We start from the raw sequence: 23516 nt of genomic DNA, 5'->3' as shown, positions 1-23516 counted from the left end.
CCACCTCACCAATGCCGGCGAGCGCGGCCACGCCATCATCGACCGTGCCCTGTACCCGCCGGCCGCCTGGACCGAAGACGAAGAGCGCCGTCCGCTCACCCATGTTCCCCGACGAGGTGGAGTTCGCCACCAAGCCGCAGCTCGCCGCCGCCATGCTGTCGGCCCTGATCGATGTGATCACCCGCCGCTGGAAGGTCGAAGAGGACTTCCAGCTCGCAAAGGGCGTCTGCGGCCTCGACGAGGGCCAGACATCTGCTGGAACTCCTGGATACGGTGGACCCTGATCAGCATGCTCGCCGCCGCCGTCCTCGCCATCACCCGCGCCCGTATCACCACCCCCGCCGGCCCTGTCCGTCTCGTCGTGGCAAGTGCTCGCGAACTGGTCCGCCTGCTGCGAGCCACCGTGCTGCCACAGCCTTGCCGCAATCTGGCACACCTGCTGCACTGGTCCGCCTGGCTCTACCCATCCTTGCCGCGGTCGCCGTGGTTGGGATTCCATTGAAGATCAACGGGGTCACCAAAGTCGGTCCAGTCGTCCCGACCTCCCCCATGGTCCATGGGGCGCGAGCGTAGGAGGTTGCGCAGTGGTTCAGGTCGCTTGCTCGCCTCTCCGGCCCTGGGAGGCAGGACGATGTGCAGAGTATCTGGCGTGTTGTCCCAGAACTTAATGGTCAACCCCGCTGGCAGATTTAGCCAGGACTGGAATTCGGCGAGGACGCTCCCTGTGTCGTTGACCAATCGTTGTCGAAATTCGTCATCACTCATGGACACTGCGGCCAGCTTGACGAGATTCTTGAAGAGATCTTTGCGGTCATACCGAGAATCCTGCATCAAAAGAGCCTGGTACCAGCGACTCAGCACAAGATCATCGTCGGCATTCATCGCGTTTCCTGAAGGACGGCCTCCAGAAGCCTGCTGCGGGCTCGAATCATACGACCCCATGTCGCCCTTACCAACAGCCATCAGACGTCTTCCTTACTTTCCGGGAGGATTTGGAGGAGTCCTTCAGCAACCAGTCTGCCTACGAGATCAAGTTTATCTTCGCGCGAAAGTGTGTCAGGCAGGTCACGCACCACAAAGTGATCATGATTTGCGATGAACCTGAGCGCCGATTCCAAGAATAGGGGCCCTGAAACAAAGTTGCCCGGGAATTCGATCACGGACTCGCCGGAGTTCGACCGCACTTGGCAGAAGAGATCGGGGACGCGGGCAATAAGCGAGTCTTCAGTCAGACTTGCAATAGCGTCCAGCGAGCGAAAATTCCCTGAGCCCACTGCCTTGGCGTCCTGGAACAGCTTTGTGCCGAGGCGAACCTTCGCCCGCTCCGCCAAGGGCCCCCTTTTCAGGCACCCTGCCAGCCCTTCCACGAGCCCAGACACGTGTGCGACATCGAGGGGTCGATCAAGGAAACCTGGCGGCAGTGTGCGCCTGAGCTGCAAATCCTCCTCGGCTAGTGCTCCGAGCGCCTCGCTCATGAGGTCGATCCAGCGGTAGGCGTGGACACCAACTGTCAGATGGAGCGAAGAGGAGGTTGACGTCAGCGCCTCATGCGGAAATCCTCGCGGCAGGTAGAGCATGTCGCCAGGGTTCAATCTGAATTTTCGAAATTCACAGAGTTCAATCTTCTCTTTCTCTGCATTGGCAAGTGGAAGCTCCTGAGGTGGACTTCCGACATGCCACTCCTTGACTCCGTGCAGCTGCAAAATGAAAACGTCGTGCGTATCCACATGAGGGGGGAGACCTTGGCCGTGCTGCGGAGTGAGATAAAGGTTTACGCCAACCGGGTGATGAAGCGAGGCCTCCAAAGCGCGACTGAGATCTGCAACCACAGCGGACCGGTAATGAATCCGATTGACGATAACTGTATATCCCTCGCGATACGCGCGATAGACATCCTGAATATCGGGAATGCCTTTGACGTTCAGTTGGATTTCCCGCGCGGACGGGGTTCCGATTGGCTCGCTCCGAACGAGATTCGCATCTTCCCTCGATCGAATTTTTCCACTCGATGTTGCTGTAATCAACTCTTCAACCGAGTCAAGTCCGGGTAGAGTCGCGAAATAGTCAGGGGCCCCTCTGTCGATGAAGAGGGGTTGCACTTCCCAGTTGGTTCGAAAGAACTCGGAGTCCGTAATCGGATCCAAGAGCCAATTAAGGTCCATTGCTTGCGAGCTACAAGGTGTCACCTGGCAATTCATAGTCGTCCTTTCCGTGGAGCGCAGGGTGGACCCACTGGGATGTCAGAAAACCATCCATTTGCCGCGCCGACCCGCCCCGACGCCACTGCACCGTGCGCCGGAGGAGAGAAGGGTCAATTCGATCTATGCCTGGCGTAGGAGCCTGTGGGTGGCCAGATGGTCACGGTGTGCTGCGGCGAAGACCGTTCCTTGGATCAGCCCGTAGCCGGCGGTGACGGAGTTGATGGTGACGTCGGTGTCGGCAGAATTCTTGGCGGGTCCGCGGTCGGCGGCGGGCAGGGATGTCCGCCTCGGGGACGGTTTCGAGGACGGCGTGGGTGTCTTCCTCGGTCGCCAGGTCTCCTGCGGCGCCCGTGGTCTTCTCGTTGCTGCGCTCGGTGCGGGATGGTCCGGACCGTGTGCTTTACGCGCTACTCGCTGCGGCCGTTGAGGACGACGTGAGCGCTGGCGTGGGCGAGGCCGGTGGGGATGGCCGCCCCGATGTCCTGGGTGGAGCCGGTGACTACTGGCGCTCCGGCCGGTGAGGGATCGATTTGTATGGCGTGAGCTCTTATCTCCGTGGAGGCGCGATGTTACTGCGCTCACCGGAGCCGATCATGAACGCTACCGATCGGTTGATGGTGTCTTTGTTGCGCCGTTGCCGAGGGCCTTGTGCCGGTATTGGATGAGCAGCTTTCGCGATGGCCTGCGGCCGGCCCGCGGCACTTGCAGGGTCGATTGGGTAACGGGAAGTTTCCTCGAGATCGCCGGGCCCTCCCCGCAGTGGGCATGTTCTTCACCTGGCCAGGTGCGATCTGCCTGCTTCGGGAGCGCTGAAGGCACCCGCTCTATCCGGGTGTCTTCATGGCGAGCTCTGGAGTCTGCGCCGCTGCACCGGACGGCTCGCCTCGCCAGAAGCGTCGAGGATGTCCGCGGCATAGCCTATTGGGGCCCGGGGGCGGCGAGATAAGTGCCGGCCAGCGTGCCGTCGCATCCCGCAGCCTGGGCTGCAGCCTGCAGGCTCGGGAAGTCCGGACCGACACCGTCGTCGATCATCGCCTGATCGTCCGCGCAGGTCAGTTCGCGCTCAACCCACTGGTACGAGCAGCGGCAGCGAATGCTGATCTCGGCTCTGTCGCGGATCACCATCCAGTCCCGGCGAGCGCCACACTGCGAGCACATGACGGTAATGCCGGTGATGAGGATTTCATCAGGGTGGACAGTGGCATGGAGACCACGATGTTGTCGTTGGAGCTGCATCTCGTGCTGGAGCCGCAGCAGTGGGTCGTCCCCGGAGGGCGTCTCCGGCACACCGGCTCTCGGGGGCTCAAGGTCCTCGCTCGGCGTCGAAACTGTCTCCTTCTCTCTATCCGACCTGCCCCAACAGCCGTCGGCTGCCGATGTCTAGTCCGGGCTCGACGACCTGTGGCTCGCCAGTTCGGAGCCGCCTCTTGGGCCGACGCGAGTTCGTGCCTGTACGGGTTGCGTCTGGAGTGGCGGGCAGCTTGCCCAGCCGCCGCAGTCGCCAGATCAGTACGTCGGTGAGACTGTCGGCTGTGTCCAGCTCTCAGCTCGGCACGATCCCTTCGTGAATGAGCTCGTCGGTGAGAGTCGGGAACTCCTCCAGGTCCTCGGTGACGAGCGCCTGCACCTTGTCGATCTGGGGCCGTTCTGTTGCTGTCTCCAGCGAGCGAGGGGATCACGTGGCGTAGTTGGATCCTGACGCGGGCATGGGTTGAGTTTGAGCCGACTGACCTCAGCCGCGGCCAGTTCTGCATGCCCGCCCCCTGGCCACGTCCTTGCCTCACGGGCAGTTGCATTGCGGTGCACGGACGCCAATGCGCTATGCCCGGTCGATCAACCCCAGCTCAGAGGCGTCCTTCAACCCCATCCTCCTGGGACTTTTCAGGGACTTTCAGCGCTGTCCGAGGGACTTCCGAGGGACTTTCCGCCACCTAGTAGCTCGGCAAGTCCCCGAAAGAGCGGAAAGGGCCTCCGACGCAGGTCAGAGGCCCTTCCGAGGAAAAGCAGCAGTAGCGGCAGACGAGTCGAGCTGTACGCCGGGTTCTGTCTCCGCCGGGCCTCGCGGCCCGGCGGGAGGCGGTCATCCATCTAGGACCGGCGTTGCCACCGGTCTCGTGCGGTCCACCCGCGGACTCGGGCGGGCAGCCCTCGATCGTCCGCGCAGGAGCACCGGGGCGCTCCCTCTTGACCTTGCTCCGGGTGGGGTTTACCGAGCCGTCCGAGTCACCTCGGACGCTGGTGGTCTCTTACACCACCGTTTCACCCTTACCGAGGACCGAGGTCCCCGGCGGTCTGCTTTCTGTGGCACTGTCCCGCGGGTCACCCCGGGTGGGCGTTACCCACCACCCTGCCCTTCGGAGCCCGGACGTTCCTCGGCGGGGCCCGAAGGTCCCGACGCGACCGCCCGCTCGGCTCGTCTGCCGTGTTGACCATGGTACCCGCCGCGGAGAGCCCGTCGGCCCGCCGCCGGAGGGCCGCCCGGCCCGCGCCGGTTAGGCTGCGACGCCGGGGCCTCGTCGGCTCATCAGCCGTACGCCGACCACCGGCACGCCCCCGACCACCCCGCCGTGAAGGAGATCCACCGTGCTCGTGCTGTTGCCGCCGTCCGAAGGTAAGGCCGTCGGCGGGTCCGGGGCCGCGCTCAAGGCCGAGCGGCTGTCCCTCCAGGGGCTCGGCCCGGCGCGCGAGGCGGTGCTGGAGGAGCTGGTCTCGCTCTGCACCGGCGACGAGGAGAAGGCACGCGAGGTGCTGGGCCTGAGCGAGGGGCTGCGCGGCGAGGTGGCCAAGAACGCCGCGCTGCGGACCGCGCCCGCCCGCCCCGCCGGCGAGATCTACACGGGCGTTCTCTACGACGCGCTCGGTCTGTCCACCCTCGACTCGGCCGCCCACCGGCGTGCCGCGCGGTCCCTGCTGGTCTTCTCCGGGCTGTGGGGCGCGGTACGGATCAACGACCGCATTCCGTCGTACCGGTGCTCGATGGGGGTCAAGCTGCCCGGACTCGGCGCGCTGGGCGCGTACTGGCGGAAGCCCATGGACGAAGTGATTCCGGAGATGGCGGGCGGCGGGCTCGTCCTTGACCTGCGGTCGGCCGCGTACGCCGCCGCGTGGAAGCCGAAGGGCGAGATCGCCGGACGTACCGCGGCGATGCGCGTGCTGCACGCGCAGATGGTGGACGGTGTCGAAAAGCGGTCTGTGGTCAGCCACTTCAACAAGGCGACCAAGGGACGGCTCGTACGGGAACTGCTGACCGCGGGCGCGGCGCCGAAGGACCCCGCACGGCTCGTCGAGGCGCTGCGCGATCTCGGGTACGTGGTCGAGGCCGAGGCGCCCGCCAAGCGCGGGGCGGCTTGGCGGCTGGACGTCGTGGTGAGCGAGATCCACTGACCGGCTCACCGCAAGGCGGGCGCGCCGCACGACGAGGTCGGCTCGCCCACGGCCCGCGTGAGGCGGTGCTGTCATCGGCGGTCCCGCACCGGCCGCGAGAACCACGGGCGCCACCTGCGGGGGGTTCGCTGCTGCCTGGCCGCTTCCAGCGCGATGGCCCGCCGGGTGGCTTCCGCGGTCTTCTCCCTGCGCCGCATGTCCGAGTACCGCACACAGTCGTAGTGGCAGAAATCCATGTCGCCGGAACACCTCCGTGGTGAGGAATTGCGTAGGCGCACGCACCGGTGCCCCGGTGGCCGGGGCCGCGCGTATCCGTGGTGTCAGGAGTCCCATATGGCGCCGAACGCCGGAACGTTTCGGCTTTCGAGACCGTGTACCACCCGCCACGTCAAGGTCTCGTTGGAGATGCAGATGACTGCTTCCGCATCGAAGGACGCATAGGCGGCGTATGCCATCGACAGAAGATCGGGGCGGCCGTCCCGGTCGGTGTCCCATATTCTTGCCCCCGGCTGCACGGCGACGATTTCGTCCACGAGTTGATCTCCATAGGTCTCTCGTGGGTTCCGCGTCACCCACACGAGGTGCGACGGAACATAATCGGCGAGCAGATGCGCAAGTACCGGAGCGATGCCGCTTCCGGTGGCGACGAACACCACCCGGTCGAACAGCCTCGCAATATGGCCGACTCCGCAGGTGGGGACTCCCTTCACCCATACATGTCCGGGCATTTCATCGATGAATGAAGCCGTCCAGTCGCCGGCTCTCGAGATGACCATGCGATAGCCCGTCCTGCCAGGTGTCGGAATGCTGGCGAAGGCGTGCCAACCCGTCCATGGATTGCGGCTGATGGGCAGCCCCGAACCGCAGACGGGAGTGACCCCGTGGTCGAAGTGCACCAGTGCCGCGTGGGCGGACGGCCTCACTATGTCGACGGCCACTTTGCGCAGGCGCAGCCACGGCAGTGAGCTGCTCACGGTGGTGAGCGCCAGGAGCCAGAGCGCGGGGTGGTCGAGCGGAGAGGCAAAGGTGGCGTGCCGAGCCCATGCGCGGTGGGCAGGAATCAGTCCCTGGAACCAGAACAGCGCGGTCGCCGCCCAGCCTCCGAATCGGTGGATTCCTTCGAAGGTGTCATGAAACCTCTTGCGGAAGCGGGGCATGGCGGTGACAACCATCGACACCAGGAGGACGGTCAGCGCACAGGCCACCGTCAACAGCGGAGGGTCGGCATCGCCGTGCAGGGCACGGCGCGTCAGGCATGCCGTCAGCAGAACATGCCAGCAGGCCCCGGACACCGCCGCCCCGACGTGCAGACCTCCGATCTGATAGACCTTGGCCAGCGCCCATCTGATGCTGATCGGCCACCCGTGACGGGCACGCGTAGCCAGCCGGAATGCGCCATTCACCACGTGTTGCTGCCGAATCAGAACAGCCAGCGCGACGTTGATGGTCGCGGCGAGTGACAGGGCCGGCGGGGAGCCCAGGACATCGCCCCGGAACGCAAACCCCATTGCCGCATTCACGGCGATGACGAATACGGCCAGGCGGTTGTAGGGCCGCATTCCGGGGCTCTTGAAGAATCGTCGCGGTTGCGCCAATGGCTGAGGAAGCGCGACTCGCTCCATCTCATTGATGACGGCCTGGAGTTGAGGCATGAATGCAGCCTCACAGCCGCAGAAAACCGCGCATAGTGGCCTGAGGGACACTATGTGGGAAGATCGGGCCATGTCGCAGACGATGAACCTTCGGAGCGGCTCGTCACAGCCGTCACAGGGGAAGGACGGACACCGGGTCGCCGTACTGGCACTGCCGGGAGTGATCCTCTTCGAGCTCGCCATCCCCAACTGCCTTCTGGGGGCTGCTCGCGACGCCTGCCGGGAGCCGCTGTACCAGGTCATGACGTGCACGGTGGAACCGGGCGCGGTACGGACGGACTCGGACCACCCGATTCTCGTCCAGCACGGACCAGAGGCGCTGGCAACCGCGGACACCGTCATCGTGCCCGCCACGGAGGAGCTGGGCACGGCGTACACGGAGGGCCGACTCACGCCGCCCCTGACCGCCGCGTTCGATCGGATCGCCCCAGATGCTCGCGTGGTCTCCATTTGTACGGGTGCCTATCTGCTGGCGGCCGCCGGATTGCTCGACGGCCGGCCGGCCACGACCCACTGGAGCCAGATCGACCACTTCAAGCAGCTCTTCCCCAAGGTGGATGTCCAACCGGACGTCCTCTACACGGATGACGGGGATGTGCTGACGTCCGCCGGCAAAGCGGCCGGCATAGACCTCTGCCTTCATCTGCTGCGCAGGGACCACGGCGCAACCCTCGCCAATACGGTGGCGCGCGGCGCTGTCGTACCTCCCCATCGGGACGGCGGCCAGGCGCAGTACATCAAGCGCCCTGTACCGGAACCCCGGTTCACGTCCACACTGCCCGCTCGCGCATGGGCCCTCGAGCACCTCGGCCGACCGCTGACTCTCCGGGACTTGGCGCAGCAAGCGTCCATGAGCGTACGCACGTTCACCCGGCGCTTCCGCGCGGAGACAGGGGCGAGTCCGACGGAGTGGCTCCTGCACCAGCGCATCGAGCGCGCCCGGCACCTGTTGGAGACCAGCAGCCTTTCCGTTGACGACGTTGCCTGCACGGCCGGTTTCGGGACCAGCAGTTCTCTGCGCAAACACATGAGGGCCGCACTCGGCGTCTCCCCCACCGCGTACCGCCGCGTCTTCCGTACGCCGGACCTGCCGTCCACCGAAGCGTGAGCGACGGCGCCGAGGACGCCGAACCCGGCTCGTCGCACACCATGCGACGCTCGTTGCACGACGCCTCGAGCGCTGGGCAGGATGGCGCGCACGACGTCCGTGCTCAGCCTCGCCCCCGTCATCCCCGCCGTGGTCTGGACGACGCGGCCGACGCGGTGCCGCTCGCCCGCGCGCTGGTGCGCGGGGGGCTGCCGGTAGATCGAGGTCACCCCTGCGGACGCCCGCCGCGCCCGAGGCGATCCGGGTCGTCGCGGACGCCGTGCCGGCGCGGACCGCTCGGTCAGCGCAGATGGCTCGTGTCGTTGAACAGCCGCACCGACGCGTTGCCATCCCCGTAGTACGCCACCGCCGACAGCGACGCCGTCGACAGCTCCATCCGGAACAGGGACTCCGGCGGGGCGCCGAGCGCGAGGCGTACGAGCGTCTTCACCGGTGTGACATGGGTGACGAGCAGGACCGTGCGGCCCGCGTAGCGGGCGAGCAGCTTGTCGCGGGAGAGCGCGACGCGGCGCGCGACCTGCGCGAAGCTCTCGCCCCCGCCGCTCGGCGCGGCCCTGACGGAGGCGAGCCAGGCGTCGAGGTCGGGCCCGTACCGTTCCTGGACCTCCGCGAAGGTCAGGCCCTCCCAGGCGCCGAAGTCCGTCTCCCGGAGCCCCTCGTCCGTACGAACGTCCAGCCCGAGCCTGCGGGCGACCACCTCCGCCGTCTGGCGGCAGCGGCGGAGCGGTGAGGTGACGACGGCCTCGATCGTGCCGCGTGAGGCGAGGACGGCGGCCGCGTGCTCGGCCTGGCGCCGGCCGGTCTCCGTCAGCTCCGGGTCCGTGCCGCCGCTGCCGGAGAAGCGCTTCTCGGGGGTGAGGGCGGTCTCTCCGTGCCGCAGCAGGACGAACGTGGTGGGCTTGCCCAGGTCGGCGGGCGCCGCCCAGCCGACCGGTGAGGCCCGCGGAGGTTCGGCGAGTGGATCGTCCTCCTCGTCGGCGGCGTCGGGGCGCGCTGTCGCCGAGCGGGAGCCGCCCGCAGCGGCACCGCCCGCACCGGCCCCGCCCGGCCCGCTGTCGAGCGCGGCCGTGGAGCGCGACGGCTCCCACTGCTCGCCGCGCCTACCCGCGTCCATGGCCTCGTTGGCCAGCCGGTCCGCGTGCTTGTTCTTCGCCCGCGGGATCCACTCGTACGAGACCCGGTCGGCCGGGTGGACGGTCCTCGCCTCGGCGGCCAGAGGACGCATGTCCGGGTGCTTGATCTTCCAGCGGCCCGTCATCTGCTCGACGACGAGCTTGGAGTCCATGCGGACCTGGATCTCGGCCTCCGGGTCGAGGGCGTGCGCGGCGCGCAGCCCCGCGATCAGCCCGCGGTACTCGGCGACGTTGTTGGTCGCGGTACCGATGTACTCGGCGGCCTCGGCGACCGGTTCCCCGGACTCGGCGTCGCGGACGACCGCGCCATAGCCGGCGGGCCCCGGGTTGCCCCGGGAGCCGCCGTCCGCCTCGACGACGAAGCGCCGCCTGCTCCCCGCACTCATCGGGACTACAGCCCGGATTCGGGCGTACGGACCAGGATGCGGCGGCAGTTCTCGCAGCGCATGACGGTGTCGGGGGCCGCGGCCCGCACCTCGTTCAGCTCGGTGATGGCCAGCTCCTGGCGACAGCCCTCGCAGCGGCGCTGGAACAGCCGCGCGGCGCCGACGCCGCCCTGCTGCTCGCGCAGCTTCTCGTAGAGCTTGAGCAGGTCTGCGGGGACGGCCGCGGCGGCCGCCTGGCGCTCCTTGGCCACCGAACCGGACTCGGCGTCGAGCTCCTGCTGGGCGGCGTCCCGCCGGGCCTGGGCGTCGGCGGACTTGGCCTCGACGGACCCGACGCGCCCGGTCAGCTCGGTGACGCGCTCCTGGGCGGACTCCCGGCGCTCCATGACCTCCAGGACGACGTCCTCCAGGTCGCCCTGGCGCTTGGCGAGCGAGGCGATCTCGTGCTGCAGGTTCTCCAGGTCCTTGGGGGACGTGATGGACCCGGAGTCCAGCCGCTGCTGGTCGCGGGCGGCGCGCTGGCGCACCTGCTCCACGTCCTGCTCCGCCTTGGTCTGCTCGCGGGCGGTGTCGCTCTCCTCGGTCTGGGCTGCGACCAGCAGGTCGCGCAACTGGGCGAGGTCGGCGTTCAGGGTCTCGATCTCACCGTGCTCCGGCAGGCTCATGCGCTTGTGCGCGAGCTGCGACAGACGGAGGTCGAGCGCCTGGACGTCGAGCAGGCGGATCTGGTCGGCGGGCGCGGCGTTCAGTTCGGGGCTCCTGGGGTGACGGTGGAGTGGGACGCCGCGTGGGCGCTCCACGGGTCGGTGACCGTACGGGAGATGTGCGTGCGCAGATTCCAGCCGTGACGGTCGGAGATCTCGTCGAGCTGGGCGGCGGCCTGCTCGATCCATGGCCACTCGGTGGCCCAGTGCGCGGCGTCCACCAGGCCCAGCGGGCTCTGCTGCTGGGCCTCGGACGCGGGGTGGTGGCGCAGGTCGGCCGTGACGAAGACGTCGGCGCCGACCGCGCGCACCCGGTCGAAGAGGCTGTCTCCGGAGCCACCGCACACAGCGACCCGGGAGACCGTGATGCCGGGGTCCCCGGCGAGGCGGATGCCCTGCGCGGTGGCGGGGAGCCGGGCGGCGGCCAGCTCGGCGAAGTCCCGGAGCGTCATGGGCTCGTCGAGTGCGCAGATCCGGCCGAGGCCGCGGCAGCCTGCCGGGTCGTCCGGGTCCGGCACGAGCGGGCCGGTGATCCGCAGGCCGAGGGCGCCGGCGAGGGCGTCGGAGACCCCGGGGTCGGCGCGGTCGGCGTTGGTGTGAGCGACGTGCAGGGCGACGTCGTTCTTGATGAGGGTGTGCACCACACGGCCCTTGAAGGTGGAGGCCGCGACGGTCGTCGTACCGCGCAGATAGAGCGGGTGGTGGGTGACGAGGAGGTCCGCACCGAGCTTCACGGCTTCCTCGGCGATCTCCTGCACGGGGTCGACGGCGAAGAGAACACGCTGCACAGCGGCGTCCGGGTCACCGCAGACCGTCCCGACGGCGTCCCACTCCTCCGCCCGCTCGGGCGGCCAGAGGGCGTCGAGCGCGGCGATGACTTCAGACAGTGCGGGCACGGGTGAGAGGTTACCTCGCACCTGCCCCCGAGCGAACGGCACGGGGATCCGCCCGGCACCGTGCCACGGCCCGGCGGGGGCCGCCGGAGCACAACTCCCGTGCGCAGCCGGGCCGAACCGGTCCGGCAACACCCGTATGTGTGAAGCCTGGACAACTTGCCCCGGTCGGCAACGCGTACGAAAACTACGGTCGGTCGCAGGAGGTGACCACGCGATGACGGCTTGTGTCCTGGAGAGCATCACGGACAGCGGCACCGTGCGCGTACGGCCGGCGCCGATGACGATCGCCGCGGACGGCGGTTACGCGGCACGGCTGGTGAGCGGCGGGCAGCCCGGGAGCTGGTACCCGGAGCGCTGGACACTGGGGGGCCCGGAGCCGTACGCGGTGCCGCTGCCCCTCGCCCAGCCCGAGGAGGTGGAGAGCGAGCTGCTGCCGCTGGCCGACGGGCGGGTGCTCATCCGCCGCCGGGTGGCCGACCGCCACGACGTGGCGCTGCTGTACCCGTCGGGCCCCAGCACCGGTGAACTGCCGCTCGGCAGCGTCGCTTGCGACCGACTCGTCCTGCTACCGCCCCCGCCCGGCGGCACGGACGCCTTCGCCCTCGCGCCCGGCGAGCGGTCCACAGCGGTGTGGCGGGTGCACGGCGGCACGGCGGGGCCGGAGTGCGTGGCCGAGCTGCCGGGCCATTGCTCGGGAGGAGCCTGGCTGGACCGTACGGGCCGACTGCTGGCGCTGGACCAGGAGTTGGCGGAGGGCGGCCCGGTCAAGGCCTTGGCCGTGGACCTCGGGCGGGGCGGAGAGACGAGCCCGCTGCTGCAGATCACCGAGGACAGCAACGACCGTGTGCTGCTGGCCGATCCGGACAGCGGGCTGCTGCTCGTACGGTCCGACGCGGCCGGGCACGACCGGCTGGGCTGGGGTGTGCTGGGGAGCCGGCATCCGCTGCGGTTCCCGGAGGTGTTGCGGCTCGCGGACGCGGCGGTGACCCCGTTCGCCGTACAGCCGGGGCAGATGCTGATGCCGGAGAACTGCGCCGTGGCGCTGCGCATCGACGGGCCTGCGGGCAGCCGGGTGGGCATCTGGCGGCCCGCGGGCCGGCGGCTGCACCAACTCCCTGCGCCCGTGGGGTGGTTGGCAGGGGTGGGACTGTGGACGGCGCGGGGCGAGCTGCGGCTGCCGTGCTCCACTCCGCAGATGCCGTGCGGGGTGGCGCGGACCGTCGCTCCGGCCGATGCGCCGGGCCCGGTGCGGCCGGTCCCGCCGGCCGGCCCGGGAACCGCGGGACCGGACCTCTCCGGCCGGGCGACCTCGGAGCTGGAACTGGCCGGGCGCGGGGCTGTGGTGACGGTGCGGCGAGCGGACGCGCCGCTGCGCCCCGTCCCCCTTCAGCAGGCCCCCATGGCCAGAACCAGGTAGCTTCACGATCATCCGACTGGTTAGACTCGGGCGGGGGCCGCGCAGCTCTCCCGTGGGCGCGTCGGTATGGGCCTGACGGCTGCTCATCAGTTTTGTACGGAGGGCCGGTTGTCCCCCGTACGGACGCTCGCTGCGGATGCCCCCGAGCGCACGGCACGACGCGATCCCATGGGGAGACATTCCTCTATGTCCGAAGCACGGACCGACACGAATCAGCCGCATCCGCGGGAGGCAGCCACCGCCCAGGCCGCCGACGGGCACGGAAAGCACCGCGGCCCGGCCGCGTCCGAGGAGAGCCAGTCCCCGGCGCACGGGCGGCACCGCCGCCCTTCCTCCGAGGGCTCGAGGAGCTGACATCGCCGCGCTCCGCACGTGCGCCCTTCGGAGCGTCCTGCGCGGTGACCCTTCTTCAGCCGATTCTTTCAACTGAGCTTGTTTCAACCGGGCTTCTTCAACTGCCGCTCCTCAGCCATTCCTTCAACGATCTTTCGTCAACTGCCTTTCTTCAGCGGCCTTTCGTCAGCCGCCTTTCTTCAGGCCAAGCACCTCCGCGGCCGCGAAGGTCTCGCTCCGCGGGCGCTCGGCGAAGTACGGGGTCAGCAGGTCGTCGAGTTCGTGGTAGCTGAAGACGTCCTTGGCCGTGTCGAACCGGATGGCCACCCTGGGCCGTTCGAGGAGCGCCACCATGCCGCCGTGGACGACGAACACCTGACCGTTGACCTGCCCGGCGGCGGGCGAGGCGAGATAGCCGACCAGGGGTGAGACATGCTCGGGCGCGAGCGGGTCGATGGACCCGGACCCCCCGCCCTCGGCCTCGTCTTCCACGGGACCGCCCGCCGGTGCCGTTGCCGTTCCCGACGCCGTTCCCGAAGCCGTTCCGGTCGGTACGTCCGCGAACACATCCTCGGTCATACGGGTCCTGGCGCGCGGGCAGATGGCATTGGCCGTCACCCCGTACTTGGCGAGCGCGAGCGCCGTCGACGTGGTCAGGCCGATGATCCCGCCTTTGGCGGCCGCGTAGTTGGGCTGCCCCGGTGACCCGGCGAGGAACGCCTCGGACGAGGTGTTCACGATCCGCCCGTGCACCGGTCCGCCCACCGCCTTCGACCGCTCGCGCCAGTGCACCGCCGCGAAGTGAGTGGTGTTGAAATGCCCTTTGAGGTGCACGCGGATCACCGAGTCCCACTCGTCCTCGGTCATCGAGAAGATCATCCGGTCCCGCAGGATGCCCGCGTTGTTGACGAGGACGTCGAGCGAACCGTACGTATCGATCGCCAGATCGATCAGACCCCGCGCCTGGTCGAAGTCGGCCACGTCACCGGTGTGGGCGACGGCCTGCCCGCCCAGGGCCCTGATCTCCTCCACCACCCGCTCCGCCGGGCCCGAGGACGCACCGCCCGAGCCGTCCCGGCCCGGCTGCCCGAAGTCGTTGACCACCACCCGGGCGCCCAGGCGCGCCAGTTCGAGGGCCTCGGCCCGTCCCAGCCCGCGCCCGGCGCCGGTGACGACGGCGGTCCTGCCGTCCAGACTCATCGCAGCTCCCGTCAGATCTCGATGCAGGTGCGCAGCGCTTCGCCCGTCCGCATCTGGTCGAGTGCGTCGTTGATCTCGGCCAGCCGGACGCGGTGCGTGATGAGTCCTTCGAGGTCGATGCGGCCCGCCCGCCAGAGGGCGATGGCCCGCTCGTACGACCTGAGGACGTCGCCGCCGCCGTAGAGCGATGGCAGCACCCGCTTCTCGTCGAAGAACAGCTCGAACATGTTGAACCGGAGGAAGTCGTCCATCGCGCCGGCACCGACGACGCAGAGGGTGCCGCCGCGCCGGGTCGTCTCGTACGCGGTGCGCGCGGTGGCCGACTTGCCGACGACCTCGAAGACGTAGTCGAAGCCCTCGCCCGAGGTGATCCGCTCCTTGGCGTCCTGAAGGGCCTCCGGCGCCACGGCCTCGGAGGCACCGAAGCGGATCGCGGCCTCGCGCCGCCCCTCGACGGGATCGACGGCGACGATCTGCGCGGCGCCCGCAGCCCGTGCGCCCTGGATGGCGCTGATGCCCACACCGCCGCAGCCGATGACGGCGACCGACGAACCGGCTTCCACCTTCGCGGTGTTGAGCGCCGCGCCGAGCCCGGTGGTGACGCCGCAGCCGATGAGGGCGGCGACGTCGTACGGCACGTCGTCCGGGATCGGTACGGCCGACATGGCGCTGATCACGACCTCCTCTGCGAAGGTGCCGGTCCCCGCGAAGCCGAACACATCGCCGCCAGGTCGCTTGAAGTTGGGGGTTCCGGCGCCCAGGAAACCGGTGAGGCAGAGATGGCTCTGGCCGCGCTTGCAGGACGGGCAGCTTCCGCAGGCCGGAAGCCAGCACACCAGCACGCGGTCCCCCGGGCTGATACCGGTGACCCCGTCACCGACGTCGATGACCTCACCCGCGCCTTCGTGACCCGGGACGAAGGGGGCGGGCTGCGGCAGCACGCCGTTCATCGCTGAGATGTCGGAGTGGCACAGCCCGGTGGCCCGGATGCGCAGCTTCACCTTTCCCGGGCCGAACCCGACGGCCTCGACGTCGTCGTGGACATCGAGCTTGTCCTGCCCTGTCTCGTGCAGTACGGCTGCGCGCATGGGGTGCTCCCTTCCGGGCGGTTCGGTTCGGGCCGTCTTGCGGCGCCGGTTCTCGGCGGTCGTGCTGGGGTCGGTGGCGGACGGTCGTGCGGAAGTCGGTTCCAGCGCACGGTTCCGGAGGTCGTGCTGGGGTCGGTGGCGGACGGTCGCTCTCGGGGGTTCGTTGCGGGGCTCGCCGCGCGCCCGTGCCCGTACCGGACCCCGCGAACTACCCTGCGTGGCAGGTGAGTTCGGCTCGACGGGGGCAGCACACAGGAGGCATCGGGCAACGAGCGAGCCCGGTGCGCCGGGCGACGGTGTTCAGGAGTGCCGGACGACGGTGTCGCCGAGCACCGGTGCGTCGTCCCGGTCGGCGACCGTGACCTCGGCCTGGACGCTCCCCTCCCCCCGCCACATCCGGATCCGCAGGGTCTCGCCCGGGAAGACGACTCCGGCGAAGCGCGTCCCGTACGAGCGGACGCGCGTGGCGTCGCCGCCCAGCGCGGAGTCGACAACCGCCTTGAGCGTAATGCCGTAGCTGCACAGCCCGTGCAGAATCGGCCGGTCGAACCCCGCGCGCTTGGCGAAGTCCGGGTCCGCGTGCAGCGGATTCCAGTCGCCGGACAGCCGGTAGAGCAGGGCCTGGTCCTCACGGATGGGGCGCTCGACGGCGAAGTCCGGGGCGCGCGAGGGGACGTCGAGGCGCTCGGAGGGCCCGCGCTCACCGCCGAACCCGCCCTCGCCCCGTACGAAGATGCGGGTGTCACTGGTCCACAGCGGCCCGTCGTCGTCCTCGGCATCGGAGCGCAGCACGATGACGGCTGCCTTCCCCTTGTCGTACACGGCGGCGATCCGCGAGGACTGGACGGCCTTGCCCGACACCGGGAGGGAGCGGTGCAGTTCGATGTGCTGGCCGCCGTGCAGGACGGCCGCCAGATCGACGTCGATGCCGGGAGAGGAGAGCCCGCCGGCCGCCGCGAGGGCGCCGCCGGCGACGGTGGCGAAGCTGGGCAGCACCTGGAGACGGCTCTCCAGGGTGTACCGCAACTCGTCGGGGTGGATCGCCGCGTTGTCCCGGTCCGGGGAGGAGCCCGCTCCGACGCCGAGGTGGTAGAGCAGAACGTCCTTGTGGTTCCAGGCGAGGTCGGTCCTGCGTGGTTCGGCCGTGAGGGCTTTTCCGACGTCGATGGGCATGCTCGGTGCTGCTCCTTCGCCACGGTGGTATCGAGGAGGGGTGCGCGGCCCGCGGAGGTCCGGTGGAGCCGGTGGAACGTGGAGCCGGGTCGGGTGGAGCCGGTGGAACGTGGAGCCGGGTCGGGTGGAGCCGGGTCGGGTGGAGCCGGTGGAACGTGGAGCCGGGTCGGGTGGAGCCGGGTCGGGTGGCGCCGGTGGAACGTTGGGCCGGGTCGGGTGGAGCCGGTGGAATCGTTGGGCCGGTCGGACGGTGAAGACGTGGTGGGCGCGGACGACGACGGTGGACGAGGCGATGCGGGACGGGAGACCCCGGCGCAGCCGTCCGCACCGTCGGTCGCACCGGGGTCGTATCCGGTCGGCGGGGAACGCGCCCGCACTCTCGACGTAGAACGCGTTCTAGCCGATGGCCCCCATGTATAACGCACCCCTTGCCCCAAGGGAAGGGTGCTGACGGAACGTCAGATCGACAAGGAGCGTGCGGTCGCCGCGCACGCACCCGGCCCCGCCGTGTCCGCAAGCACCCCCGACGCCGCACCACCCCGTACGAACCGGGGGCAAGGACGTGGTCGAGCGCGGCGGAACGGAGGCGCGCGACGTGACAAGGTGACGCCGACGATCCCGAACGCCCACCTCGGCGTAGGATCGGGCAAAATCGGCGGATCCACAGTGCAATGGATGGAACCGTCCCGAACCGCCCGGACCGGCCGGAGATGCCAGGGAGCCCACCATGATCAGAGTCCTGTTGGCCGAGGACCCGGGCATGACACGCGGCGCGCTGGCCCATCTGCTCGGCATGGAGCGGGACATCGAGGTCGTGGCCCAGGTCGGCCGCGGCGACGAGGTCGTCTCCGCCGCTCTGACCACCATCCCCGACGTCGCGTTGCTGGACATCGAGCTGCCGGGCCGAAGCGGCCTGGAGACGGCCGCCGACCTGCGCGACGAGGTCCCCGGCTGCCGGGTCCTCATCCTCACGACGTTCGCACGCCCCGGGTATCTGCAGCGCGCGAGTGAGGCCGGAGCCGCGGGCTTCCTGCTCAAGGACGGGCCGGTCGAGGAGCTGGCCGAGGCCGTGCGCCGAGCGCTGGCGGGTGAGTCGGTCATCGACCCGGCCCTCGCGGCGGCCGCACTCGGCACCGGACCGAACCCGCTGACGGTGCGCGAGCGCGAGGTGCTCGCGGCTGCGGCGGACGGCGCGAACGCAGCCGGTATCGCGGCGGCACTGTCCGTCTCCGAGGACACCGTCCACCGCCACCTCTCCTCCGCGATCGGCAAGACCGGAACCCGCGATCAGGGGGAGGCGGCCCGGGCCGCCCGTCGCAACGGCTGGCTCTGACCGTCCGCGCCACCGGGCGCCGCCGTCCGACGTACGCGGCGGTCTCCTCCCCCCGGACCGTACTGGGGGCTCCGTCCCCACCCCGGGGAATCCCGCACCGGGCCCATGAGGCAGCATGGACGACCGCGGCACGTCGGGGGCTACGCGCCGCGTCACGGAGCATCGCCGGAACACCACCGGGACACAGCCGGCACGGAAGCGGGAGAGAGCGCATGGCACCGGGCCCCAAGCCGGAGACGATGGCCGCCTTCGCGTCGGCCAAGGGCTTCATGCCGGTCGACGAGGGACTCGCCCTCCACACCGCCGCGGCCGAAGCGGCCCGCCTGGGGCTCCCGCTCCTCGAGGTCGGCACGTACTGCGGCCGCTCCACCATCCTCCTCGCCGACGCAGCCCGCGAGGCCGGGGTCGTCGCCGTCACCGTCGACCACCACCGCGGCTCCGAGGAGCAGCAGCCCGGCTGGGAGTACCACGACCCGACCGTGGTCGACGCCGAGGTCGGCCGCATGGACACCCTCCCCGTCTTCCGCCGCACGCTCCACAAGGCAGGCCTGGAGGAGCACGTGGTCGCCGTCGTCGGCCGCTCCCCGCAGGCCGCCGCACTCTGGGGCACGCCCCTCGGCCTGGTCTTCATCGACGGGGGCCACACCGACGAGCACGCCAACGCCGACTACGAGGGCTGGGCCCCGCACATCGCGGACGACGGCCTCCTGGTCATCCACGACGTCTTCGCCGACCCCGCCGACGGCGGCCAGGCTCCGTACCGGATCCGCTGCCGGGCGCTGGAGTCCGGCGCATTCACCGAGGTCTCGGCGACCCGCTCGCTGCACGTCCTGCGGCGTACGGCTCCGGGCATCTGAACGGGCCACTGGTGGCTCCCCCGCCAAGGTTCGCCCCGCTCGCCGCCCTGGCACGGCCGCCCGCCGCGTCGCCGGATCAGCGGAGCAGGCCCACTGCGCGACCGATCCGGCGCCTTGCATCCGATCGCACCAGGACGCCTCCCCACCGGGCAAGCCTCGGCGGGTGCGGCACTAGCATCGCGGTCGTGTCGAACGGATCACCCCCCGCACCGCGCGGCGCCCTCGGCGGCGCCGTGCTCCTCGCGCTGGCCGCACTCGCCGTCTCCTGCGGCTCGGGGCCGGGGCAGTCCGGGGCGACGGAGGGCGACGGCGTACCGCCGGCCCGCGAGTCCGCGTCCTCGCCCGGAGGCGACACCACGGACGACACCCCGGACGACGACGGGGACGACGGGTCCCCGTCCTCGGGTCGCGGCCCGCTCTCCGGGAAGGTCGTCGTGATCGACCCGGGCCACAACCCGGGCAACCGCAAGCACGCGGGAGAGATCGGCAGGAGTGTGGACATCGGCACGGGCCGCAAGGAGTGCGACACCACCGGCACCTCCACGAACGACGGCTACTCCGAGGCGTCCTTCACCCTCGACGTCGCGCGCCGCATCCGCAAACTCCTCGAAGCCGAGGGCGCGACGGTGAAGCTCACGCAGGACGGCTCCCGACCGTACGGCCCGTGTGTCGACGAGCGCGCCCGGATCGGGAACGAGGCCAGGGCCGACGCCGCCGTCTCCGTCCACGCCGACGGCTCCGCCACCGGCAACCGCGGCTTCCACGTCATCCTTCCCGCGAAGGTGAAGGAGGGGTCTGCGGACACCGGGAGGATCGTCGGTCCCTCGCGCGACCTGGGCGAGCGGATCGCGGCCGCGTTCATGAAGAGGACGGGCAGCGCCCCGTCCAACTACGTCGGCGACAAGGGCCTTGACGTCCGCTCCGACCTCGGCGGGCTCAACCTCTCGAAGATTCCCAAGGTGTTCATCGAGTGCGGCAACATGCGCGATTCGCGCGAAGCCGACCGGCTGACGAGCGCGAAGTGGCGCCGGCGCGCCGCGCAGGGCATTGCCGACGGCATCGGGGCCCATCTCAAACAGTGATCTCTCACGATCATCCGTGATCTCTCGTCATGACTCCGGACGACTCGGGACCACCGTAACCGGCAGGACACCCCCGGGAACCGAGCGCTAGATTCATCCGTACGATGGGGGCCACCCCCGCGCCACGCCCCGCGCGTTCCGGCGAAGCGACAGCTCGTGACGAGACCGACTAAGGACATGACGTGAATATCCGCTCCCTCACTCGAGGCGACGGCGTGGCGATCGGAGCAGCGGTGTTGCTCTTCATCGCCTCGTTCCTCGATTTCTACTCCTGCGACGGCGCTTACTGCGGGGAGGTTCCCAACGGCTGGGACGACAAGCTCTTTCCCGTGCTGCCCTCGATCTTTCTGGCGGGTCTGATCGCGGCGGGCCTGATCGTCGCCTCCCGGTTCCAGCCCGCAGGGAAGAAGCTCGCCGGTCTGGGCCTGGACCAATGGGGCACCGCGCTGGCCGTCTTCGCGGCGTGGAGCGCGCTGTGGACGCTGATCGGCGGGCTCGACTTCGACAAGGGCATCGGCCAGATCCTCGGCTTCATCGCCGCGCTCGCGCTCGCAGCGGGCGCGGTGCTCAGCCAGACGCTTCCGGCGCTCAAGGCCCCGCTGCTGGGCACGCCCGGCCCGCAGGCCCCCTCCCCGTACGGCGCGGGCCCGAACCCGGGATACGGCTACCCGGCGCAGCACGGCGCCCCTACCCCGTACGGCGCGCAGCCGGGTGGCCAGCAGCCGTACGGCGGGCAGCAGCAGGCCGCGCCGCAGCCGGGGCCCGGAGCGCCCCAGCCCGGTGGTGAGTTCGCACCGTTCTGGTTCGCCGTGCCCGTGGCCCGCCCGCTCTACGCGGAGGACGGCTCGCCCACGGCGATCGCCGAACTGGCGCCCGGCACCTGGTACCTCGCGGTCGACCAGCGCGGGCAGGCGCTCGTCGCCCAGACCCAGGACGGCCGTCGCGGTGTCCTCCAGGACACCACGGGCATCCAGCGCGGCTAGACCAGGCCGTGCCGGCCGTGCCCGGCCCAGCATCCGGCCCGGCCCAGAATGGCCCGGCACCTGCGGCCCCTCGCCCTCGAACTCGCGGCGGGGGGGGCCGTTGCCTTGGCGGAGCCCGCCCCGTACAGTCCCCGTGGATTCGGCACTTCTGACGCTCCGTCAGGAATGAGGGCGGAAAACGGCTTCCGGGAGGTACGGCATGCGACTCGGCCTCGCACTCGGCTACTGGGGACGCGGCCCCGACCCCGGGCACGTCGAACTCGCCGTCGAGGCCGAGCGGCTCGGCTACGACTCGGTCTGGACTGCCGAGGCCTGGGGGTCGGACGCGTTCACCCCCCTGGCGTGGATCGCCGCCCGCACCTCCCGTATCCGGCTCGGCACCGCGGTGGCGCAGATGGCCGCCCGCACTCCGACCGCCACGGCCATGCACGCGCTGACGCTCGACCACCTCTCCGGCGGACGGATGATGCTGGGGCTCGGGCTCTCCGGTCCGCAGGTCGTCGAGGGCTGGTACGGGCGGCCGTTCCCCAAGAGCCCGCTCACCGCGACCCGCGAGTACGTCGAGGTGATCCGGCAGGTCCTGCGCCGCGAGGGCCCGGTGGAGCTGGACGGGCGCTTCCACCCCCACCCGTACACCGGACCGGAGGCCACGGGCCTGGGCAAACCGCTGAAGCCGATCACCCACCCGCTCCGGTCCGATCTGCCCGTTCTGCTGGGCGCGGAGGGGCCGAGGAACATCGCCCAGACCGCCCGGATCGCCGACGGCTGGCTCCCGCTGTACTGGTCCCCGATGCGGACCGACGTCTACGAGGCCTCCCTGACGGAGTTGCGTGAGGGGTTCGTGATCGCCCCCATGGCACGGGCGCAGGTGTGCGACGACGTGGCCGAGGGCCTGCTGCCCGTGAAGGCGATGCTCGGCTTCTACATCGGCGGAATGGGCCATGCCGCCCGCAACTTCCACGCGGATCTCATGGCGCGTATGGGCTTCGAGGAGGAGGCGCGCCGCATTCAGCAGCTCTTCCTGGAGGGTCGGCGGGAGGAGGCGATCGAGGCGGTGCCGGACGCGTTCGCGGACGAGATCTCCCTCGTCGGTCCACGCCAACGTATTGCCGAACGCCTGGAGTTGTGGCGCAAGGGTCCGGTCACGGACCTGCTGGTGACGGCTCCCGACCCGCTGACACTCCGGACGCTGGCGGAGCTGAACGGCTGGGCAGCCTCGGCTTGAGGCAGATTCGGCTTGAGGCAGATTCGGCTTGAGGCAGATTCGGCTTGAGGAACGCCGTCTACCGGTGGACCCGCCGGACCCCGACCAGTGTGCGATGCCCGCTTCCCACAGATCGGGGTCCCGAGCACCAGGAGGCTCCCGGTCGGCCGCAGCGCCACGGCCGCCGGGCCGGAACGGCGCCCCGCCCGGTCAACCGCGGTCCGCCGTCAGTCCCAGCTCGCCCGCTCCAGCCAGAAGCGCAGCAACGCCGCGTCCCCCAGGACCTCGACGCGGTCGCTTCCGCCGGCAACCGCCGGTAGAACACGCGCAGTACGTCGGCGAGGGGTCCGCGGACCGCGACCGTCGCCTTGGCGTGTGCGCGCCGCCATGTGAAGCCCCCGGGGCCGAACTCGATGAACCATTCGGCGTCCACACCGGGGGGCGCGTCCGTGGCATGCAGGTGGATGCTCCGGCCGGTGCCGCGGAGCTCGGCGAGCGCGGGGTCCTCCGCCGTTGCGCGGAAGTTGCTCAGGATCTCCAGCCACTCGTCGATGGCGTCCGCCGCGACGTCCGGTTCCACCGCGAACGGGCGGTCCACGGTCCGCTCCGCGTCCGCCCGGTGGACCACCGTCTCGTGCGTCATGCGCCGGGCCCAGAAACCCGCCGTACGCTCGGGGGCCCAGGTCCACACGGCGGTATCGGGCCCGGCCTCCCTCAGCGCGGAGGCCAGCAGTTCGGCGCCCTCGGCGAGCCAGGCGTCCAGCGCGGACGCGTCGCCTCCGTCCGGCCCGGAAAAGCCCGGAACCTCCTCTTCCGGGACGTCACCGGCCGCCCGTGTCCGTACGATCGTCCCGGCCCAGCGGTGGGCACCTCCGACATGGCGCGCCAGGTCGCCCAGCGTCCAGTCGGGGCAGGTGGGCACGGTCGCCGACAGGTCGGCGCCACGGACGGCGTCCCTCAACAAGCCCGTCTGAACGGTGATTTCCGAGCAGTAGCGGTCATGTCCCAAAAGTGTCATAGCGGCACCATATGCACACATGACCGAAAGGCAAGCGGGTTTCCGGGCTCTGGTTGCGGCAAGGCGGGATGTATGTCCAGACGTACTTCAGGAAACACCGCTGCAAGGATCGTCGTGGTCGTCGCGGATGTCGCCGCCGTGATACTCGGCCTCTGGATCCTCATGTCCCTACTCGACGCCAACCGGTCCAACGACCTGGTGAGCCTCGTGCAGGATGCGGCCGGCTGGCTGGCCGGCTGGTCGCACGACCTGTTCACCATGGACGCCGAATGGCTGCGGACGGTGCTCAACTACGGGCTGCCCGCCGTGGTCTATCTGCTCATCGGTCATGCCGTGGCCGGTCGCTTCCGTCGCGTCTGACGGC

Annotated in this window: 19 protein-coding genes, 1 other RNA gene and 2 pseudogenes; 10 read left to right on the top strand and 12 right to left on the bottom strand. The window is 69.9% G+C overall.

Going from position 1 to position 23516, the window contains the following annotated elements; genetic code table 11:
• Positions 1-19: 19 nt before the first annotated feature.
• Positions 20-158 (top strand): annotated as a pseudogene (locus AB0M26_RS26845) (IS701 family transposase); the annotation flags it as partial.
• Positions 159-459: 301 nt separating this feature from the next.
• Here the strand turns inward: AB0M26_RS26845 and AB0M26_RS26840 are convergent.
• The 4 genes from AB0M26_RS26840 to rnpB form a co-directional block, all read right to left on the bottom strand.
• The gene (locus AB0M26_RS26840; RefSeq protein WP_365264809.1) at positions 460-963 is read right to left on the bottom strand and encodes a hypothetical protein; all 504 of its coding nucleotides are present in this window, start codon (positions 961-963) and stop codon (positions 460-462) included.
• Entirely contained in the window at positions 963-2162 is a 1200-nt protein-coding gene (locus tag AB0M26_RS26835; protein WP_365264807.1) for a cupin domain-containing protein, read from the bottom strand. Before AB0M26_RS26835 ends, AB0M26_RS26840 begins: the two co-directional genes overlap by 1 nt.
• 957 nt (positions 2163-3119) lie before the next feature.
• The gene (locus AB0M26_RS26830) at positions 3120-3488 is read right to left on the bottom strand and encodes a hypothetical protein (protein ID WP_365264805.1); all 369 of its coding nucleotides are present in this window, start codon (positions 3486-3488) and stop codon (positions 3120-3122) included.
• Between the two features lie 729 nt (positions 3489-4217).
• Positions 4218-4617, bottom strand: an RNA gene (rnpB, locus tag AB0M26_RS26825) — RNase P RNA component class A.
• Positions 4618-4784: 167 nt separating this feature from the next.
• Between rnpB and yaaA the strand changes: the two genes are divergently transcribed.
• Complete coding sequence (gene yaaA, locus AB0M26_RS26820) at positions 4785-5585, top strand: peroxide stress protein YaaA (protein WP_365264802.1); 801 nt, start codon at positions 4785-4787, stop codon at positions 5583-5585.
• Positions 5586-5905: 320 nt separating this feature from the next.
• Here the strand turns inward: yaaA and AB0M26_RS26815 are convergent, their stop codons facing one another.
• Entirely contained in the window at positions 5906-7237 is a 1332-nt protein-coding gene (locus AB0M26_RS26815; RefSeq protein ID WP_365264799.1) for a hypothetical protein, read from the bottom strand.
• Positions 7238-7307: 70 nt separating this feature from the next.
• Between AB0M26_RS26815 and AB0M26_RS26810 the strand changes: the two genes are divergently transcribed.
• Positions 7308-8345 (top strand): helix-turn-helix domain-containing protein, encoded by a 1038-nt coding sequence (locus tag AB0M26_RS26810; protein WP_365264797.1) that lies wholly within the window; start codon positions 7308-7310, stop codon positions 8343-8345.
• A 280-nt stretch (positions 8346-8625) separates the two neighbouring features.
• Here AB0M26_RS26810 and AB0M26_RS26805 read toward each other — a convergent pair whose 3' ends face one another.
• Genes AB0M26_RS26805 through AB0M26_RS26795 form a run of 3 tightly spaced genes read right to left on the bottom strand, consistent with a single transcriptional unit; the run spans position 8626 to position 11464 of the window.
• Positions 8626-9864 carry a bifunctional RNase H/acid phosphatase gene (locus tag AB0M26_RS26805; protein WP_365264794.1) on the bottom strand — a complete coding sequence of 413 codons (1239 nt, stop codon included), beginning with the start codon at positions 9862-9864 and terminating at the stop codon, positions 8626-8628.
• A gap of 5 nt (positions 9865-9869) precedes the next feature.
• On the bottom strand, positions 9870-10613 hold the full coding sequence (locus AB0M26_RS26800; RefSeq protein WP_365264823.1) for a C4-type zinc ribbon domain-containing protein: 744 nt from the start codon (positions 10611-10613) through the stop codon (positions 9870-9872).
• Positions 10610-11464, bottom strand: coding sequence for a Nif3-like dinuclear metal center hexameric protein (locus tag AB0M26_RS26795; RefSeq protein ID WP_365264791.1), 855 nt, complete (start codon positions 11462-11464; stop codon positions 10610-10612). Before AB0M26_RS26795 ends, AB0M26_RS26800 begins: the two co-directional genes overlap by 4 nt.
• A 214-nt stretch (positions 11465-11678) precedes the next feature.
• Between AB0M26_RS26795 and AB0M26_RS26790 the strand changes: the two genes are divergently transcribed.
• Positions 11679-12881, top strand: a complete 1203-nt coding sequence (locus AB0M26_RS26790; RefSeq protein WP_365264788.1) for a hypothetical protein — start codon at positions 11679-11681, stop codon at positions 12879-12881.
• Between the two features lie 519 nt (positions 12882-13400).
• Here the strand turns inward: AB0M26_RS26790 and AB0M26_RS26785 are convergent.
• The 3 genes from AB0M26_RS26785 to AB0M26_RS26775 all read right to left on the bottom strand — a co-directional run bounded on the left by AB0M26_RS26785 (position 13401) and on the right by AB0M26_RS26775 (position 16675).
• Positions 13401-14414, bottom strand: coding sequence for a 3-oxoacyl-ACP reductase (locus AB0M26_RS26785; protein ID WP_365264786.1), 1014 nt, complete (start codon positions 14412-14414; stop codon positions 13401-13403).
• 11 nt (positions 14415-14425) lie between these two features.
• The gene (locus AB0M26_RS26780; RefSeq protein WP_365264783.1) at positions 14426-15502 is read right to left on the bottom strand and encodes a Zn-dependent alcohol dehydrogenase; all 1077 of its coding nucleotides are present in this window, start codon (positions 15500-15502) and stop codon (positions 14426-14428) included.
• A gap of 300 nt (positions 15503-15802) precedes the next feature.
• The gene (locus AB0M26_RS26775; RefSeq protein ID WP_365264781.1) at positions 15803-16675 is read right to left on the bottom strand and encodes a MaoC/PaaZ C-terminal domain-containing protein; all 873 of its coding nucleotides are present in this window, start codon (positions 16673-16675) and stop codon (positions 15803-15805) included.
• Positions 16676-17402: 727 nt separating this feature from the next.
• On the opposite strand from AB0M26_RS26775, the gene AB0M26_RS26770 reads away from it, so the two are divergent.
• The 5 genes from AB0M26_RS26770 to AB0M26_RS26750 all read left to right on the top strand — a co-directional run bounded on the left by AB0M26_RS26770 (position 17403) and on the right by AB0M26_RS26750 (position 22155).
• Complete coding sequence (locus tag AB0M26_RS26770) at positions 17403-18008, top strand: response regulator transcription factor (protein ID WP_365264779.1); 606 nt, start codon at positions 17403-17405, stop codon at positions 18006-18008.
• Between the two features lie 212 nt (positions 18009-18220).
• Complete coding sequence (locus AB0M26_RS26765; RefSeq protein ID WP_365264777.1) at positions 18221-18865, top strand: class I SAM-dependent methyltransferase; 645 nt, start codon at positions 18221-18223, stop codon at positions 18863-18865.
• A 185-nt stretch (positions 18866-19050) separates the two neighbouring features.
• The gene (locus AB0M26_RS26760; protein ID WP_365264774.1) at positions 19051-19947 is read left to right on the top strand and encodes an N-acetylmuramoyl-L-alanine amidase; all 897 of its coding nucleotides are present in this window, start codon (positions 19051-19053) and stop codon (positions 19945-19947) included.
• Between the two features lie 182 nt (positions 19948-20129).
• Positions 20130-20930, top strand: a complete 801-nt coding sequence (locus AB0M26_RS26755; protein ID WP_365264771.1) for a hypothetical protein — start codon at positions 20130-20132, stop codon at positions 20928-20930.
• Between the two features lie 199 nt (positions 20931-21129).
• Complete coding sequence (locus tag AB0M26_RS26750) at positions 21130-22155, top strand: LLM class F420-dependent oxidoreductase (RefSeq protein WP_365264769.1); 1026 nt, start codon at positions 21130-21132, stop codon at positions 22153-22155.
• A 206-nt stretch (positions 22156-22361) separates the two neighbouring features.
• Here the strand turns inward: AB0M26_RS26750 and AB0M26_RS26745 are convergent.
• Positions 22362-23152: pseudogene (locus AB0M26_RS26745) on the bottom strand (maleylpyruvate isomerase family mycothiol-dependent enzyme).
• A gap of 72 nt (positions 23153-23224) precedes the next feature.
• Here AB0M26_RS26745 and AB0M26_RS26740 point away from each other — a divergent pair.
• Complete coding sequence (locus AB0M26_RS26740) at positions 23225-23512, top strand: hypothetical protein (RefSeq protein WP_365264768.1); 288 nt, start codon at positions 23225-23227, stop codon at positions 23510-23512.
• Positions 23513-23516 lie beyond the last annotated feature (4 nt).

It is taken from the genome of Streptomyces sp. NPDC051776, from assembly GCF_040681345.1.
Classification (GTDB): Bacteria; Actinomycetota; Actinomycetes; order Streptomycetales; family Streptomycetaceae; genus Streptomyces.
Note: the sequence above shows the minus strand (reverse complement) of the source record. Positions and strands in the feature narration are given on the sequence as shown.

Coding starts and splice junctions, on each gene's coding strand:
- AB0M26_RS26840 (WP_365264809.1), bottom strand. CDS start 963: ATGGCTGTTGGTAAGGGCGACATGGGGTCGTATGATTCGAGCCCGCAG.
- AB0M26_RS26835 (WP_365264807.1), bottom strand. CDS start 2,162: ATGGACCTTAATTGGCTCTTGGATCCGATTACGGACTCCGAGTTCTTT.
- AB0M26_RS26815 (WP_365264799.1), bottom strand. CDS start 7,237: ATGCCTCAACTCCAGGCCGTCATCAATGAGATGGAGCGAGTCGCGCTT.
- AB0M26_RS26810 (WP_365264797.1), top strand. CDS start 7,308: ATGTCGCAGACGATGAACCTTCGGAGCGGCTCGTCACAGCCGTCACAG.
- AB0M26_RS26805 (WP_365264794.1), bottom strand. CDS start 9,864: ATGAGTGCGGGGAGCAGGCGGCGCTTCGTCGTCGAGGCGGACGGCGGC.
- AB0M26_RS26790 (WP_365264788.1), top strand. CDS start 11,679: ATGACGGCTTGTGTCCTGGAGAGCATCACGGACAGCGGCACCGTGCGC.
- AB0M26_RS26785 (WP_365264786.1), bottom strand. CDS start 14,414: ATGAGTCTGGACGGCAGGACCGCCGTCGTCACCGGCGCCGGGCGCGGG.
- AB0M26_RS26780 (WP_365264783.1), bottom strand. CDS start 15,502: ATGCGCGCAGCCGTACTGCACGAGACAGGGCAGGACAAGCTCGATGTC.
- AB0M26_RS26775 (WP_365264781.1), bottom strand. CDS start 16,675: ATGCCCATCGACGTCGGAAAAGCCCTCACGGCCGAACCACGCAGGACC.
- AB0M26_RS26770 (WP_365264779.1), top strand. CDS start 17,403: ATGATCAGAGTCCTGTTGGCCGAGGACCCGGGCATGACACGCGGCGCG.
- AB0M26_RS26765 (WP_365264777.1), top strand. CDS start 18,221: ATGGCACCGGGCCCCAAGCCGGAGACGATGGCCGCCTTCGCGTCGGCC.
- AB0M26_RS26750 (WP_365264769.1), top strand. CDS start 21,130: ATGCGACTCGGCCTCGCACTCGGCTACTGGGGACGCGGCCCCGACCCC.
- AB0M26_RS26740 (WP_365264768.1), top strand. CDS start 23,225: ATGTCCAGACGTACTTCAGGAAACACCGCTGCAAGGATCGTCGTGGTC.